Here is a 15,619-nt window from a genome sequence, read left to right on the forward strand (position 1 = left end):
GGTTCGAGAGCGTTCTGAAATAATTTCAGACCGACACAGGGCAACGCGAAACGTCAGCCATCCAGGGCTTCGCCAAAAGACGGGTATGCGGGCAGCTCCGCAAAGCGGGCAAGGCGCAAATGCGCCTTTGCCCGACTGTCGCTAGAAGTTCACGCGGTTCGAAATCGCGCCGTCGACGATCAGGTTCGAACCGGTCGTGAACGAGGAGGCCGGGCTCGCCAGGAATACCGCGGCGTTGGCGACATCCTGCGGCGTCGCCATGCGGCCCAGCGGATTGCGCTCGAGCGCACCCTGGAAGACTTTCGGCATTTCCAGTTCGCGCTTGTGCCAGACCCCGCCCTTGAAATAGACCGTGCCGGGCGACACCACGTTGACGCGGATTTTCTTGGACGCGTATTGCCGCGCCAGTCCCTTGGCCATGTGGATCAGCGCCGCCTTGATCGGGCCGTATGAACTGGTGTTGTCGGCGACCGCTGCCGATACCGATGAAATGATGATGACGCCGGCGTCGCCGTGTTTGGCGCCGCTGGCTTCGAGGAACGGCCGAGCTGCTTCGAAGGCGTTAACGGCGCCGAGCACGTCGAGCCGGAAATTCTGCTCGTAGCCCGCGGCGTCGCTGCCTTGCGACATCGCGCCAGCGTTGGAGAACAGCATGTCGATGCCGCCGAGCTCCGTTGCAGCGGCGGAAATCCACGATTTCAGTGCTGCGCCATCGGTGATGTCCACGGAAGCGCCGGTGGCCTTCACGCCCTTGGCTTTCAGTTCGCTAACCGTGCTTGCGACCTGATCGGCGTTGCGCGCGCAGACCGCAACGCCGGCGCCTTCGCCGGCCAGCGTGTCGGCAATCGCCCGTCCAATGCCACGCGTGCCGCCGAGCACGACCGCGTTTCGTCCCTTCAATCCGAGATCCATTTTATTTTCCTTTGTTGAGGTGCAGCCAGTGTAGCGGTTAAGGCTGCGCGGCTCAAATCGCCGGTATTCCGCTGTGCGAATTTGATTCCGTCATTGCGAGCCAACGGGTCGCGCGAATGCGCGCCCGATGACAGGCTCCGCGAAGCAATCCATTCTTTTTTCGTGTGGCAAGGCGGGATTGCTTCGTCGCTTCGCTCCCTTGCACAAACGCTTCGCGTTTGTTGCAGGCAATGACGGCACGAGTCTACTCCGGCGCCGCGCCGACCGGCGGGCCTCCGGGCGGGCGGTGCAAAAAGGTGATCGACGCAAACGCGCCGAGCCATGAGCCGACAGCGGCGAAGGCGACATAGACCCAGTTTTCGGTGTAGCTGATCACCGCATAGGACGACAGCAGATACCAGACGCTGCTCCAGGTCGCCGCCGGCACGCGCTTGCGCGCCACCACCGCCGAGGTGAACATGACGTAGACCGCGTCCGTCGCGGCGGTTGCGAGCAGGACGGCCCCGGCCGTCACGGGATCGATGGCAGCCATTGCAGTTCCTTCCATGGTCGGGCAAATATTTTCAGTTTTGTTTTGACGCGTTTTCTTGACGCGAACCGGTGTCCACCCCCGGATCAAGTCCGAGGGCATGCTTCGCTCGAAAACGCTATAGCTTAGGAAAGAGGAGCGGTAATGCAAAGCGCAACAGAAATCCTCGCCGATGTCTGGACGTCGGTCGGCGGCGATCCGGCCGCACTCGCCGCGGTCAGGTTGACCGGGGACGAGGCGCAATTGCCGTCTTCGTTTCGTGTCGCCGCCGCAGCAGGGGTCAGCGTTGCCGCGACGGGCCTCGCGGCCGCCGAAATCTGGAAACTGCGCAGTGGCCAAAGCCAGGACGTGGCGGTCGACATGCGCCATGCCGTGGTCGAGTGCCGGAGCGAGCGTTATCTGCGCGTCGACGGCAAGCCGCCGCCGCCGGCCTGGGATGCGATCGCGGGAGTCTACAAGGTGCGCGACGGCTTCGTGCGGCTGCACACCAATTTTCCCCATCACCGCGACGCCGTCTGCCGGGTATTGAGCTGCAAGGCCGAGCGCGACGAGGTGCAGGCCGCGCTGATGCAGTGGGATGGCGAGGCGTTCGAGACCGCGGCCTATGCCGACGGCGGCGTCGTCGCCTTCATGCGTTCGCACGACCAATGGTCGGCGACGCCGCACGCGAAGGCGCTGGCGCAATTGCCGCTGATCTCGATCACGAAAATCGGCGAGGCGGCGCCAAAACCATGGCCCGCGGGCGATCGTCCGCTGTCTGATATCCGCGTGCTCGATCTGTCGCGCGTGATCGCGGGGCCGGTCGCCGGACGTACGCTCGCCGCCCACGGCGCCGACGTGCTGTTGATCTCCAGCCCCGATCTGCCGGCGATCCCCTGGCTCACCATCGACACCGGACGCGGCAAGCTGACGGGTTTTGTCGATCTGAAGGGCGCGCAGGGCTGCGGTGTGTTGCGCGATTTGCTCGCGGATGCGGATATTTTCTCGCAAGGCTACCGGCCGCGCGCGATCGCCGCTCTCGGTTTTTCGCCGGAGGAAGCAGCCCACATCAGTCCCGGCATCGTCTATGTGACGCTGTCGGCCTATGGTCATGCCGGGCCGTGGGCGGAGCGCCGCGGCTTCGACTCGCTGGTGCAGACCACGACCGGCTTCAACCATGCCGAAGGGCAGGCAGCCGGCCTCGACGGGCCAAAAGAATTACCGGCGCAGATGCTCGACCACGCCACCGGTTACTTTATGGCGTTCGGCGCCATGATGGCCAAAGCGCGCCAGGCGCGTGAGGGCGGAAGCTGGCACGTCCAGGTGTCGCTGGCCGGGACCGGGCGGTGGCTGTGGAATCTCGGCCGGGTCAACGACGGCCTGGCGATATCAGATCTCAAGGCAGACGCCGTGACCCCCTTTATTGAGCAGGTGCCGTCCGGTTTCGGTCCGCTGCAGTCGGTCAGCCATTCGGCGCTTCTGTCGAAAACCCCGGCGTTCTGGGCCCGCCCGGCGATGCCGCTCGGCAGTCATCCGCCAAAATGGCCGTAGCGCGGGCAGAGCGTCCCGGTTCTGGCGCATCAGAACCGATCGGGCTCCAGTTGTTCAGCCCGTATTCAGGCCGTCATCTACAAACTTTAACCTCAAACGCTAAGCCTATCGGCGTTTTTTAGGTTGTTTGAAACATCAATTGGGCACTATTAGCGCACCGGTGAGGCAGTCTCCGCCGGAATCAACGCTGACTTGACCCGGGCCGCATGCTTACCGATTTTCTTAAGAGATTGCAGATGTTTAGCCGACGGCAACGGACCGTAACCGTGGCCGTGCTGGCCCTTGCCGGCGCGGGCGCCTACGGCTACGCCCAAATCGGCGACACCAAGCCCAAGCATTCGGAGGTCTCCAGCCAGTCCCGCAAGGGATTGCAGCGCTATACGCCGACCCCGGCCGAATGGGCCAGCCTGACCATCCAGCCCGTCACCGAACGGGCGTTCCGGGCGGAATACGTCACCGAGGGCAAGATCGCGATCGATGAGGATCGCTCGACGCCGGTGTTCTCGCCCTATACCGGCCGGCTCACCAAATTGCTGGTGCGGCCCGGCGACAGCGTCACCAAGGGACAGCCGCTGTTCGTCATTGAAGCCGCCGACACGGTGCAGGCGCAAAACGACTACATCGCCGCAATGACCGGCATGAACAAGGCGCAGTCGGCGCTGGATCTCGCCAAGATCCAGGATACGCGCGCCAAGGACTTGTTCGAAGGCAAGGCCGTTCCGCTGAAGGACTACCAGCAGAGCCAGGCCACGTTGATCCAGGCTCAGAACGATTTGCGTTCCATGCAAACGGCGCTGGAAGCCTCCACCAACAAATTGCGCATTCTGGGTTTCACCGACGATGAAATCGCTACCTTCCGGCAAAGAGGCAGGATCAATCCGGAATCCACGGTGTTCTCGCCGATCTCCGGTACCGTGGTTCAGCGCAAGGCGGGCCCCGGCCAATACGTCTCCACCGGCGCCAGCGATCCCGTCTACATCATCGGCGATCTCTCGACGGTCTGGCTGACGGCGTTTGTCCGCGAGACCGATGTCGCCAATGTTTCGGTGGAGCAGGATCTCAATTTCAGCGTGATGGCGCTGCCCGGCCGGGCGCTCAAGGCGCGTATCAATTACGTCGCCGCAGCGATCGATCCGGCGACGCGCCGGCTTTTGGTCCGCGCCACCATCGACAACAAGGACGGCGCCCTGAAGCCGGAGATGTTCGCCAACGTCACGCTGCTATCGGCCATCGATCATCCCGCGGTCGGTGTGCCGAAGCAGGCACTGATCTACGAAGGCGACCAGGTCCGGATCTGGGTCGCGCACGAGGACAAGTCGATCGAGCTGCGCCAGATCAAGCCCGGCCTTATCAACGGCGATCTCGTCGAGGTGGTCGGCAATTTGAAACCCGGCGAACAGATCGTTACAAAGGGCAGCCTCTTCATCGACCGGGCTGCGTCCGGCAGCTAATTCCCTCGCTCACTGAAAGCTCCGGTCTGAATGGATCGCCTTGTCGCCCTAGCAGTCAGCCGCCGTTACCTGATGGTCGGCATGTTCGTCGCGGTTTTCGTCGGCGGCCTGATCGCATTCAAGCAGCTCAACATCGAGGCCTATCCCGATCCGACCCCGCCGATGGTCGATATCGTGACGCAAAGCCCCGGCCTGTCGTCGGAAGAGATCGAGCGCTACATCACCATCCCGATCGAGACCCAGGTCGCCGGCATCAAGAACCTGCGCACCATCCGCACCATCTCGCTGTACGGCCTGTCCGACGTCAAACTGCAGTTCTCCTTCGACTACACCTATGACGAGGCGCTGCAGCAGGTGCTGAACCGTCTGTCGCAGCTGGCGCCGCTGCCGGGCAACGTGTTGCCGGGCATTTCACCGCTCAGCGCGATCGGCGAAATCTATCGCTACCGGCTGAAGGGGCCGCCGAACTACAGCGTGCTCGACCTCAAGACGCTGCAGGACTGGGTGCTGCAGCGCCGCTTCCGCGCCGTGCCCGGCGTCATCGACGTCACCGGCTGGGGCGGCAAGACCAAGACCTATGAATTGCAGGTCGACTTCAACAAGCTGGTCGCCAACGGGCTGACATTGCCGCAGGTGCTGCAGGCCGTCAGCAACGCCAACATCAATGTCGGCGGCAATACCGTCAACATCGGCGCGCAGTCTGCCGTGGTGCGCGGCGTCGGCCTGATCCGTTCGATCGACGATCTCAACAACACCATGGTGTCGCAATCGGGCGGCAACCCGGTGCTGGTCAAGGACATCGCCCAGGTGACCGTCGGCGAGAAGCCGCGGCTCGGCATCGCCGGGCTCGACCAGGACGACGACATCGTCCAGGGCATCGTGCTGATGCGGCGCGGCGAGCAGAGTTCGCCGACCATTACCCGCGTCGAGGATCTCGTCGCCCAGATCAACAAGTCATCGATCCTGCCGCCCGGCGTCAAGATCGAGCGCATCTACGACCGCAAGGACCTGATCGATCTCACCACCCACACCGTGCTGCACAACATGGTGGTCGGCATTCTCCTGATCGTGCTGCTGCAATGGATCTTCCTCGGCGATCTCCGCAGCGCGCTGATCGTCGGCGCCACGATACCGTTCGCGCTGTTCTTTGCCGTCATCATCCTGGTGCTGCGCGGCGAGTCCGCCAATCTGCTGTCGGTCGGCGCCATCGACTTCGGGCTGATCGTCGACGCCACCGTGATCATGGTGGAGGCGATCTTCCGGCGGCTGTCGCAAACCACCGCGCTGTCGGAAGCCGAGCGCAGCCATATTTCCTATGAGACGACCATGGGGATGAAGAACCACGCCATCCTCTCCGCCGCCGCTGATATGTCGCGCTCGATCTTCTTTGCCGCCGCGATCATCATTGCCGCGTTCCTGCCGCTGTTCACGCTGAGCGGCGTCGAGGGCAACATCTTCGGGCCGATGGCGCGTACGTACGCGTATGCCCTGGCCGGCGGCCTGCTGGCGACCTTTACGATCACGCCCGCATTGAGCGCGATCATCCTGCCCTCGCATCTGGACGAGACCGAAACCTGGATCGTGAAGAAGCTCGACGCGCTTTACGTGCCGGTGCTGAACTGGGCGATATCCAACCGCAATATCGTGATGGCCGGCGCCGCGGTTCTGGTCGTGATGACCGTCGTCTTCGCGCGGCTGTTGGGACTGGAGTTCCTGCCTAAGCTGGAAGAGGGCAATTTGTGGATCAGGGCCACGCTGCCGCCGACCATCTCGCTGCAGGAGGGTAACACCTACGTCAATGAGATGCGCAGGGTGATCCGCGCACGGCCCGAGGTGGAAGCCGTGGTGTCGCAGCACGGCCGACCGGACGACGGCACCGATGCCGCCGGTCTCTTCAATGCCGAGTTTTTCGCGCCGCTGAAGCCGGCCAGCGAATGGCCGGGTACTCATGACAAGGAAGAACTGACCGGCCAGTTGCTGAAGGAACTGCAGGACAAGTTCCCGGGCGTCGAATTCAACTTCTCGCAATATCTGCAGGACAACGTCTCGGAAGCGGTCTCCGGCGTCAAAGGCGAGAACTCGATCAAGCTGTACGGCAACGACCTGCAGGCGCTGACCGACACCGCCAACAAGATCAAGGCTCAGCTCGCCACCGTGCAGGGCATCACCGATCTTGCGGTATTCACCTCGCTCGGTCAGCCGACCATCCAGATCGACATCGATCGCGCGCGCGCGGCGCGCTATGGCCTGGCGCCGGGCGACATCAACGCCACGATCAAAGTCGCGGTCGGTGGCGACACCGCCGGCGATCTCTACGAGCCCGGCAGCGACCGGCATTTCCCGATCATCATTCGTCTCGCGCCGGAATATCGCAAGAGTGCCGAGGCGATCCAGAACCTGCGTATCGGCGTCGCCGGGGCCAACGGTGCGATTACGCAGATTCCGCTGAGTGAAGTGGCCTCGATCAAGCTGATCTCGGGCGCCGCCTATATCTACCGCGAGCAGCAGGAACGCTATCTGCCGATCAAGTTCTCGGTCCGCGAGCGCGACCTCGGCAGCGCGATCCGGGAAGCGCAGGACAAGGTCGAAAGCAACGTCCAGCTGCCGCCGGGATCGCGGGTCGAGTGGGTCGGCGAATTCGGCAACCTGCAGGACGCTATCAAGCGGCTGTCGATCGTGGTCCCGATCAGCCTGGCGCTGATCGCAGTGCTGCTGTTCTTCAATTTCGGCTCGATGGTCGATACGCTGCTCGTCATGACTGTGATCCCAATGGCGATCTTCGGCGGCGTGCTCGGGCTGTTGATCTCGGGGATTCCTTTCAGCGTGTCGGCGGCGATCGGCTTCATTGCGCTGTTCGGCATCGCCGTGATGGACGGCATCATCATCCTGTCGCAGTACAATCAGCTGATCGACGAAGGCTACGAGCGGATCCGGGCCGTTATTCGCACCGGCGAGTTGCAGTTGCGGCCGGTGCTGATGACCTGCGCCGTCGCCGGCATCGGGCTGTTGCCGGCGGCGATCTCGGAAGGCATCGGCTCGCAGGTGCAGAAGCCGCTGGCGATCGTGGTCGTCACCGGCATGATGCTGGCCCCGCTCGTCATCCTGGTGACGTTGCCGGTGCTGATCTCGGTGTTCTCGCGCCGCGCGCGCTAGCCTCTTTAGCCGAACCGGTAAAGCCGCGCGGGATTGTCGACCAGAATCTTCTTGCGGATCGCGGCGTCCGGCGCCCACACCGGGAGCTGGTTCAACAACCGGCCGTCGTCGATCTGGAACAGCGGCGTGACGTCGGTGATCTGCTTGCCGGCCGGCGTGACTGAATCCGGATGCGGCCAGTCGGTGCCCCAGACGATGCGGTCGGCATTCGCCGCGATCAGCGCCTGGGCGAGCGGGGTGGCGTCGGCATAGTCCGGCCCGTTTTTCGAGGCCCGATAGGCGCCGGAGATTTTAACATAGGCCTTGCCGGACTTCACGAGTTCGACGAGGTCAGCAAAGCCCGGCTGGCCGACCCCAAGCGCTGCCTGCGCGCCGCCGAAATGATCGAACACGACCGGGACCGGAGAGGCCGCGACCAGGTCCTTGATCGCGGAAATCATCGCGAGACTGGTGAAGAGCTGCACATGCCAGCCGCGCGCTTTGACGCGCTCGACCGCCGCCGAGAAGCGCGGCCGGCCGACGGTCGGATCGTTGACGCCGCCGGTTGCAAGATTGAGACGGATGCCGCGAAAGCCCTGCTTCTGCATCGTGTCGAGATCGCTCTCCGGCGTCTTGTCGTCGATCACGGCGACGCCGCGCGCGGAAGCGCCGCGCGCCATCATTCCGTACAGCGTCGATGAATTGTCCGGGCCGTAGACGCTCGGCGTCACGATCACCACGCGCTCGATCTTCAGCGTCTTGTGCAGCCCGGACATTTCCTCGGGCGAGGCCAGTTCCGGCGTGTAGACCCGGCCGGCGAAGAACGGAAATTTTGCGGGATCGCCGTGGATATGGGTGTGGCAGTCGCAGGCCCCGGCGGGGATTTCGAAATTCACCGGCGTCGCCGGCTGCGCCGCCTTGGTCGATGCGGTCTTGCTGTTCATGGTCACTCCGGCCGCGATGGAGGCAAGCATCATACTGCGTCGCGTCAGCATTGGCGTTCTCCCGGCATACGTTGATTGTTGATGTCTTGACCGGGCGTGTTGCCCGTTCTCTCAAGCGCGCTCCCAAAGCCGGGCGTTGCGCCGCCACGGTCTTGCGCGGCAGACTATAGAGGGAAACGGGGCGCGGGAAGGGCAGCCGCTAAGCGGAAGCGGCCTGACCGCCGATCGCGCGGCTGACCTCGCCGACCAGTTCCGGCAGCGGCTGTGCCCCGTCCAGCCGCAGCACCGGGCAGGACAGTGCCGCAAGCCAGGCCTGATGTTTCGCCAGATTGCGGCTTACGCCAACATCATCGTCGTACCGCGCCGCCCAGTCGACGAACTCCTCGGTCTCCTGATGCCGCCAGCCACCGGGCGCAATCGTATCTGCGCCGAAAAGTGTCGCCTCGCGGGCGCGCAAGCGCTGCAACCGTATCTCGCGCGGCGTGACCACGAAGACTACCAGATCGAAATCCGGGATCAGCGGATCACCCCAGCCGTTGAGCGATCCGCTCAGGATCCAGCCCGCGCGGGGCAGGAAGACCTCGCGCATCAGTCGCAGACGGTCGTCCGCCTGACGCATCGCGCGGTACGGCGGGATGGTCGGCTGCCAGAAATAATCGTCAGTGTCGTGATGCGGAAGCGCGAGCGCGCCTGCGAGCGCGCGGCCGAGGGTGCTGACGCCTGCGCCTGATGCGCCCATGATGTGAATGCGGCAGCTCTTCATCGCAATGCCAAGGCCTTCTGCTCACTGGCTTATCGGTTCGGTAACGCGAGCCGGATTATCGAACCGGACGCTGCTCCGATTTGACTAATGATCCGCCCGCCCGGAATATCCGGCATCATCTGGAATCAATTATGCAAAAATTGTCGCAAAAGTTCAAAACCGGCGTCTCCGTTGCCGCCGTGGTCGTGGTGCTGTCGAGCATCTACGGCTACCGCAAACTTCAGGCGCTGGCTGCCGATCCCGCCGGCGAAAAGGATTGCGGGCCCGCGGTCGGCGGCGGCGAGCAGGCGAAGATCGATATCGAGCGGATCAGGGCGATTGCACCGCTCAAGGACGTCAAGTGGTCGCAGCTCGGCGGCGCCATCAACGACGCCAGCTGCCTCAACAAGACCGAAATCTACGGCGTGGTCGACGTGCACAGCGTCGACGACATTGCCAAGACGCTGGCCTTCGCGCGCGACAACAAGCTCTCGGTCACGACGGCCGGCGTCCGCCACAGCATGGGCGGGCAGGCGTTCCGCAAGGGCGGCATCGTGCTCGACATGCGCGGCTTCAACAAGATCGTCCTCAACGAGAGTTCACGATCGGTCACCGTGCAGCCGGGCGCGACCTGGCACGAGATTCAGAACGTGCTGCATCCGCGGTTTGCGGTCCGCGCCATGCAGTCGACCGATATTTTCAGCGTCGGCGGTTCGATCTCGGTCAACGCCCACGGCATGGACCATCAGGCCGGCGCGCTTCGCAAGTCGATCAAGTCGATGCGCGTGATGCTGGCGGATGGTTCGCAGAAGACGGTGTCCGCGACCGAGAATGCGGACCTGTTCAACCTCGTGGTCGGCGGCTATGGCCTGTTCGGCGTCATCGTCGAGGCCGAGCTCGATATCGCCGACAACCTGGTCTACCAGACCGGGCGGCGCCTGCTGGACTACAAGGAATTTCCGGCACTTTTCGCGGGCGAGATCGAGAAGGACGGTAATATCGGCCTGATGTATGGCCATCTCTCGACCGCGCCGAGCTCGTTCCTGAAGGAGATGCTGCTCTACACCTACACCAAGGTCGACGGCACCGATTTCAAGCGCGAGCCGCTGGGCGAGGTCAGCGGCATCAAGCTGCGGCGGCTGACCGTCAACCTGTCCAAGCAGGGCCCGTTGTTCCAGGAAATGAAATGGTTCTCCGAGAAGAACATCGAGCACCGGATGGAGACCTGCACGGTGACGCGGGCGCAGGCGATCGGCTCGGCGGAAGCCTGCCTGGTCAGCCGTAACGATCCGATGCACGATTCCGTGCCGTATTTGCGCAACTCGCTGCCGAACGACACCGATATCCTGCACGAATACTTCATCCCGCGCAGCCAGTTCGTCGCCTTTGTCGATGGCATGCGCAAGGTGCTGACCGACAACAACACCAATCTGTTGAATGCGTCGGTGCGCATCGTGCATCAGGAAGACAATTTCCTGACCTATTCGCCGGAGCCGGCATTCTCGCTGGTGCTCTACATCAACCAGACCACCGACGATGAGGGCAACCGGCGGATGAAGAAGGCGACGGAGGAACTGATCGATCTCACCATCGCGCACAAGGGCCGGTTTTTCCTGCCCTACCAGCTCTATTATTCGCGCGACCAGTTGCAGCGGTCGTATCCGCAGATCAACGACTTCTTTGCGGCAAAGAAGAAATACGATCCGGCGGAATTGTTCACCAATACGTTCTATCAAAAGTACGCATCGTAAGGGGCGGAGCAAGCCCTCTCCACGTCATTGCGAGCGAAGCGACTTGTCCGCCGAAGCTCGAAGAGCGAAGGCGGAAGCAATCCAGACCTTGGCTAGCTGATAGATGGATTGCTTCGTCGCTGCGCTCCTCGCAATGACGAAGCGGGCGGCAATCCGCTGCAGCCGCCGGCCTGTTCGGCGTCCAGCACCAGCAGCGCGCCGGCGGCGTAGAGGCGGGCGACGAAGCCGGCCTCGTCGGAACGTGCGATGGTGACGTAGTCGCTGGCGGCGAGGATGCGGCCATTCGCTTTCGTGATCACCGCCAGCGTCTGCGACGGCGGACCGATCACCGCCATCGATTTTCCGGGCGCCGATCCGAACGTCAACGCGATGACGACGACAAGCCAGCCGCACACGACGAGCGCGATCGCGCCGGCGATGCGGCGCATGCGCGGCAACCCGCTTCGAACGCGTCCGTCAGTAATCATAGAAGTGCTCAATGCTCACGCCTTTGGCCTTGAGGTCGCGATTGATGTCCACCAGGCGGTCGATTCTGACTTTGAGGCCGGCCCGGCGGAAGCCGGGTCGCGCATCGAGTTCCAGCGAGAACAGTTCCGTCGTATCCGTGATATCGAGTTTGGCGGCGTCCGGCGCGATCACCGTGATCAGGATTTCGTGATTCCCGGCGATTTCAGCAAAGCCATAGCCCTGATCGAGCAAGCCCTGCAGGATCTCGGTGAGGTCCTTGTAGCGCGGCGCCTGCACCAGCTGCCATTGCGGCGTCAGGGTGCGGATCGGCTTGAGGCGCGGCTCTTTCGCCAATACATCCGGCGGCAAGGTCGCCACCGCGAACATGATGTCGCGCGGCTCGTCGTCGCCACCGGCATCGAGCGCCTTCTGGATCAGCGAGGCGTAACCGGTTTTGAGATAATATTCGGTGCCGAGCGCGAAGTCGCGCTCCCAGGTCCGCAATGGGCTTGGCGTCGGCTTCGTAATCGCCATCAAGCCGTCGAGCTTGTCGCGGAACGGATATTTGTACCACGGGATGGTGTAGAGGAACGCCGCATAATCCTGCAGCACCGCGCGGGCGTATTCATCCTGCGGCGTGCGCGTCTCGCCCCTGATCCATTCGAACACGCGGCCGATGGTGTTTTCGTAAAATCCCTTGATGGCGTACTCGGCCGAATAGCTGATGCCGATCACGTAGATCATGGTCTTCACATCAGCGAGCGACTCTCCCATCGGCGGCACCGCGCGGTTGATGGTGCAGAAGCTGCGCCAGAAGCCGAAGATATGGCCGAGATAGTTGAAATGACTTTCGCTGGAGCGGTCGAGGAAGCGGCCGAAATCCTCGAACGAATAGACGATGTACCATTCCGGAAAGGTGAAGAATGTATTGTTCGCCTTGCGCCGATAGCCCGCCTCATCGATCGCGGGCAAAGTCGCGGCCGGTGCGCCGGGTGCTGCGGCAACCGACGCCGGGCGGCAGGCGCCCTCGATATAGGCGAGCGGTACAAGCACCGGCAGCACGATCAGGATCGCGACAACGACGAGGATGCGCCGCAGCCATTTAAGCATGGACGGCGGCTCGCGTCCGCGGGGCCAGCAGGTAACCGATCAGGATCGCGACGCCGCCGAGGCCAAGATGCGGCGCGTTGGTGAACACCCGCGTCATCAGCGGCAGGTCGCGAATGCCGTTGATCAGGATACCGAAGTCGAGATAGCCGCTGCCGGTCAACAGGCCGAGCACGCCATCGGCGAAGTAGAACACGCCGAACAGTTGGAAGAACAATTCCGAGGCCCGGCGCGAGGTCAGCGCCGCGGTGGCCGCCCACAGCGCCGAAACCAGATGCAGCCCGTCGGCATACCAGGTGCGGCGGAACAGGCCGAAGATCATGTCGTTGGCGTCGATGAAGGCCGGAACGTATCCGGTCAGGATCACAAAGCCGAGCAGGGCGGCATAACCCCAGGCGCACAATCTGATGATGTCCATGATGTCTCCGGGCGGGTTCGAATCTATCTGGAGTTTAGAGTTTTCCGAGCGTCTTGAGCAGGGCGTCGTTGAAGGCATCGGGATCTTCGATCTGCGGAATATGACCGAGCCCCGGCAGCAGCGTCAGGCTGGTTTGCGGCGGCAGCAAGGTTCGCAGGTCGAGCGCCTGCTCGACCGGGGTGACGCTGTCTTTGTCGCCCCACAGGATCGCTGCAGGAACCTTGATCTGCGCATAGGCGCCGCGATCCGCGCTGAGAGCGTCGCGATCGGAGCCGAGGAAATAATACAGCCAGTCGGCGATGTCGGCGGTGCTGTCGCGTTGCGCGATCGGCCGTTGCAGGATGGCGACAAATTCCGGCAGCGCACGCTCTTTCTTCGCGATCAGCATTTCGAGCAGCGTCTTCGTCGCCACCGGATTGGTGATGCTCAGCGAGACCAGGATCTCACGAATCCATTTCGGCTGGATCACCCATGGCGCGTCTGACGGCGCGGCCGTCAGCCCGAGCGCCGCATCGAGCAGTATCAAGGCGCGGGCGCGGTCCGGATAACGCATCACGAGTTCGGTCGCAGCACCCGCGCCAAACGAATGGCCGACGATGATGGCCGGTGCGGCCTTGAGTGCTATCAGTACGTCGTTGATGCGCGCCGCCTGGTCAGCCCGTGTGTACGTGCCCGGACGATCGGAGAAGCCGAACGGCGGCAGATCGACCGCGATGACATGGAAGCCGGCCGCGGCCACCGCGTCACTGGTATGCCGCCACAGTTCGCTCCACGCAGCGGTGCCGTGGAACAGCACGACGGGAATGCCATCTGCCGGTCCCTTTTCCTGCACGAATACGCCGCCGGAACGCGTCGGCACCAGATGGCCGGAACGCGGCGCGAGGTCAGCGCGCGTGCCGGTTTCGCGGATCGACGCGGCCAAGCGAAAGGCTGCGATCGTCAGGACGAGCAACGCCAGCAGGATCAGCAGACCTCTCACCGACCAGCGCAGAATGTTTGAAACCACAAAACCTCGCAGAATCGATCGATCAAATTCGGATCGCGCAACCGGCGCAAACTTAAGTGAACGCGGGTAGTTAGTCGCGAAAGAGCCGGATATGTTCAGCGCCCGGTTAATAGCCGCCAACGGATGCGACCTACCGTCCCGACGGCGTGCGCAGGCCGTGCCAGGCGTCGCGCACCTGATGGTAATGCACCTCGGGCAGGTAGTCCGGCGTATTGAGGCTAAGCGTCTTGACGTCGAGCCGGCCGATGGCGCTGAGCAGCGTATAGGAGGCGATGATGCGGTCGCGCTGGGCGCCGATCAGGCGCGCCTTGGCCAAAATCAGGTCCTGCTGCGAATTCAGCACGTCGACCGTGGTGCGCTGGCCGCCGGCGGCTTCCTTCTGCACGCCCGCCAGCGCGACGGTGGCGGCGCGGACTTCGGATTCGGAGGCGGTCACCGCGACCTTGGCGCCTTCATTGGCAACCCAGGCTCCAACAGCGGCGGTGCGGGCCTGATTGCGGACCTGATCCAGCACCAGCCGGCTTTGGGCCGCGACTTCCTTGGCCTGCCTGGTCTGCGAGGCGGCGAGACCGCCGTCATAAATCGGTTGTGTCAGCAAGCCGGTGATCGACGCCTGGTCGGTCCCGAAGGTGGTCAGCGAGGGATCCGACTGCTTGCTGCGGCTGGCGTTGCCCTGCAGCGTAATGGTCGGCATCAGGCTACTCTCGGCCACATGAATCGAGGTCGAGGCAACGTCGACATCGAAGCCTGCCGCCACCACGGCCGGATGCTCCCGGAACGCCAGGGCCGTCGCGTCGTCGCGGCTGCGCGGGTTGAAACGGTCCACGGTTTCGGCCGGACGCAGCAGGGTCGGTGGATTACCGATCACCTGGGTGTAGGTCGCCTGGCTGACGGCGAGGGCGACCTCGGCGGCGTTGAGATCGGCGAGGCCACGGTTCAAGCGCGCTTCGGCCTGCGCGGTGTCGGTCGGGGTGACGTCGCCGGCGTTGAGACGCCTCTGGGTGATGCCGAGCGTCTCGCGCAGGAAGGCGACGTTGGCGCGCTGCGCCTCGACCAGCGCCTGGTTGGCCAGCACATTGGTGTAGGCGGTGACGGCGTCGAGCAGCACGCCCTGGCCGACATTGCGCAGCGCCTCGCGTCCGGAACTGACCTGCAGCTCCGCCACGCGCACGCTGTTGGCAGTCTTGAAGCCGTTGAACAGCGTTTGGGTCACGGTGACCCCGATGGTCCAGGGCTTCAGGGTCGCGGACTGCATCGTGTTGTCAGGGAGAAGGTTGCGGACCGCCTGCAGGCCGGCGGAGAGGCTGGCGATGATTTGCGGCCGGTAACCCGACAGCGCCTGCGGCACGTTCTCGTCGGTGCCGCGCTGGCGCGCCCGTTCGGCATTGAGCTGCGGATTGGTCTGGTAGGCCTTGGCCAGCGCCTCCGGGAGGCCCTCGCTGCGGGCAGGGGCCGCGGCAAATGCGGCGCACGTCAGCACGCCAAGGCAAATGCCCGCTCGAAGCACGCGCCCTCCCACGTGGCCAACCCTAGCGGCACGCCCAACCATTTGATCCTGCAACCAACCCAGCGCGGGATGGCCCTTAAGCCATCCCGCTCTATCCTTCCTTTTTGAGCGTGATCCGGAAAACCGGTATCCACTTTTCCGGA

Annotated in this window: 13 protein-coding genes; 4 read left to right on the top strand and 9 right to left on the bottom strand. The window is 63.6% G+C overall.

The annotated features are described in order from the left end of the window. Positions 1 to 141: 141 nt before the first annotated feature. A complete protein-coding gene (locus BLS26_RS30005; RefSeq protein WP_092516102.1) occupies positions 142 to 912 on the bottom strand; it encodes an SDR family NAD(P)-dependent oxidoreductase in 771 nt (256 codons plus the stop codon). 244 nt (positions 913 to 1,156) lie between these two features. Continuing rightward, positions 1,157 to 1,444, bottom strand: coding sequence for a hypothetical protein (locus tag BLS26_RS30010; protein WP_074826823.1), 288 nt, complete (start codon positions 1,442 to 1,444; stop codon positions 1,157 to 1,159). Between the two features lie 141 nt (positions 1,445 to 1,585). On the opposite strand from BLS26_RS30010, the gene BLS26_RS30015 reads away from it, so the two are divergent. The 3 genes from BLS26_RS30015 (at position 1,586) to BLS26_RS30025 (ending at position 7,575) form a co-directional block, all read left to right on the top strand. Continuing rightward, positions 1,586 to 2,971, top strand: a complete 1,386-nt coding sequence (locus tag BLS26_RS30015) for a CoA transferase (protein ID WP_092516103.1) — start codon at positions 1,586 to 1,588, stop codon at positions 2,969 to 2,971. Between the two features lie 206 nt (positions 2,972 to 3,177). Further along, complete coding sequence (locus BLS26_RS30020) at positions 3,178 to 4,422, top strand: efflux RND transporter periplasmic adaptor subunit (RefSeq protein ID WP_092516104.1); 1,245 nt, start codon at positions 3,178 to 3,180, stop codon at positions 4,420 to 4,422. A 30-nt stretch (positions 4,423 to 4,452) separates the two neighbouring features. Next, positions 4,453 to 7,575 (top strand): efflux RND transporter permease subunit, encoded by a 3,123-nt coding sequence (locus BLS26_RS30025; RefSeq protein ID WP_092516105.1) that lies wholly within the window; start codon positions 4,453 to 4,455, stop codon positions 7,573 to 7,575. Positions 7,576 to 7,580: 5 nt separating this feature from the next. Here BLS26_RS30025 and BLS26_RS30030 read toward each other — a convergent pair whose 3' ends face one another. Next, positions 7,581 to 8,549 (bottom strand): amidohydrolase family protein, encoded by a 969-nt coding sequence (locus BLS26_RS30030; RefSeq protein WP_092516106.1) that lies wholly within the window; start codon positions 8,547 to 8,549, stop codon positions 7,581 to 7,583. A 148-nt stretch (positions 8,550 to 8,697) separates the two neighbouring features. Further along, positions 8,698 to 9,261, bottom strand: a complete 564-nt coding sequence (locus BLS26_RS30035; protein ID WP_092516107.1) for a hypothetical protein — start codon at positions 9,259 to 9,261, stop codon at positions 8,698 to 8,700. 131 nt (positions 9,262 to 9,392) lie between these two features. Between BLS26_RS30035 and BLS26_RS30040 the strand changes: the two genes are divergently transcribed. Next, complete coding sequence (locus BLS26_RS30040) at positions 9,393 to 10,991, top strand: FAD-binding oxidoreductase (RefSeq protein ID WP_092516108.1); 1,599 nt, start codon at positions 9,393 to 9,395, stop codon at positions 10,989 to 10,991. Positions 10,992 to 11,083: 92 nt separating this feature from the next. Here BLS26_RS30040 and BLS26_RS30045 read toward each other — a convergent pair whose 3' ends face one another. The 5 genes from BLS26_RS30045 to BLS26_RS30065 form a co-directional block, all read right to left on the bottom strand. After that, positions 11,084 to 11,419 carry a hypothetical protein gene (locus tag BLS26_RS30045; RefSeq protein ID WP_092516109.1) on the bottom strand — a complete coding sequence of 112 codons (336 nt, stop codon included), beginning with the start codon at positions 11,417 to 11,419 and terminating at the stop codon, positions 11,084 to 11,086. A gap of 28 nt (positions 11,420 to 11,447) precedes the next feature. Continuing rightward, positions 11,448 to 12,548, bottom strand: a complete 1,101-nt coding sequence (locus BLS26_RS30050; RefSeq protein WP_092516110.1) for a hypothetical protein — start codon at positions 12,546 to 12,548, stop codon at positions 11,448 to 11,450. Further along, positions 12,541 to 12,963 carry a hypothetical protein gene (locus BLS26_RS30055; protein ID WP_092516111.1) on the bottom strand — a complete coding sequence of 141 codons (423 nt, stop codon included), beginning with the start codon at positions 12,961 to 12,963 and terminating at the stop codon, positions 12,541 to 12,543. Before BLS26_RS30055 ends, BLS26_RS30050 begins: the two co-directional genes overlap by 8 nt. A gap of 34 nt (positions 12,964 to 12,997) precedes the next feature. Then, complete coding sequence (locus BLS26_RS30060) at positions 12,998 to 13,969, bottom strand: alpha/beta fold hydrolase (RefSeq protein ID WP_157676620.1); 972 nt, start codon at positions 13,967 to 13,969, stop codon at positions 12,998 to 13,000. A 130-nt stretch (positions 13,970 to 14,099) separates the two neighbouring features. Next, positions 14,100 to 15,518, bottom strand: a complete 1,419-nt coding sequence (locus BLS26_RS30065) for a TolC family outer membrane protein (protein WP_092516113.1) — start codon at positions 15,516 to 15,518, stop codon at positions 14,100 to 14,102. Positions 15,519 to 15,619: the final 101 nt, after the last annotated feature.

The organism is Afipia sp. GAS231 (genome assembly GCF_900103365.1).
Lineage (GTDB): Bacteria > Pseudomonadota > Alphaproteobacteria > Rhizobiales > Xanthobacteraceae > Bradyrhizobium.

Excerpts from the sequence above, each read along its gene's own strand:
- BLS26_RS30045 (WP_092516109.1), bottom strand. The coding sequence starts at position 11,419 with ATGCGCCGCATCGCCGGCGCGATCGCGCTCGTCGTGTGCGGCTGGCTT.
- BLS26_RS30040 (WP_092516108.1), top strand. The coding sequence starts at position 9,393 with ATGCAAAAATTGTCGCAAAAGTTCAAAACCGGCGTCTCCGTTGCCGCC.
- BLS26_RS30035 (WP_092516107.1), bottom strand. The coding sequence starts at position 9,261 with ATGAAGAGCTGCCGCATTCACATCATGGGCGCATCAGGCGCAGGCGTC.
- BLS26_RS30015 (WP_092516103.1), top strand. The coding sequence starts at position 1,586 with ATGCAAAGCGCAACAGAAATCCTCGCCGATGTCTGGACGTCGGTCGGC.
- BLS26_RS30055 (WP_092516111.1), bottom strand. The coding sequence starts at position 12,963 with ATGGACATCATCAGATTGTGCGCCTGGGGTTATGCCGCCCTGCTCGGC.
- BLS26_RS30005 (WP_092516102.1), bottom strand. The coding sequence starts at position 912 with ATGGATCTCGGATTGAAGGGACGAAACGCGGTCGTGCTCGGCGGCACG.
- BLS26_RS30010 (WP_074826823.1), bottom strand. The coding sequence starts at position 1,444 with ATGGCTGCCATCGATCCCGTGACGGCCGGGGCCGTCCTGCTCGCAACC.
- BLS26_RS30025 (WP_092516105.1), top strand. The coding sequence starts at position 4,453 with ATGGATCGCCTTGTCGCCCTAGCAGTCAGCCGCCGTTACCTGATGGTC.
- BLS26_RS30020 (WP_092516104.1), top strand. The coding sequence starts at position 3,178 with ATGCTTACCGATTTTCTTAAGAGATTGCAGATGTTTAGCCGACGGCAA.
- BLS26_RS30065 (WP_092516113.1), bottom strand. The coding sequence starts at position 15,518 with ATGGTTGGGCGTGCCGCTAGGGTTGGCCACGTGGGAGGGCGCGTGCTT.
- BLS26_RS30030 (WP_092516106.1), bottom strand. The coding sequence starts at position 8,549 with ATGCTGACGCGACGCAGTATGATGCTTGCCTCCATCGCGGCCGGAGTG.
- BLS26_RS30050 (WP_092516110.1), bottom strand. The coding sequence starts at position 12,548 with ATGCTTAAATGGCTGCGGCGCATCCTCGTCGTTGTCGCGATCCTGATC.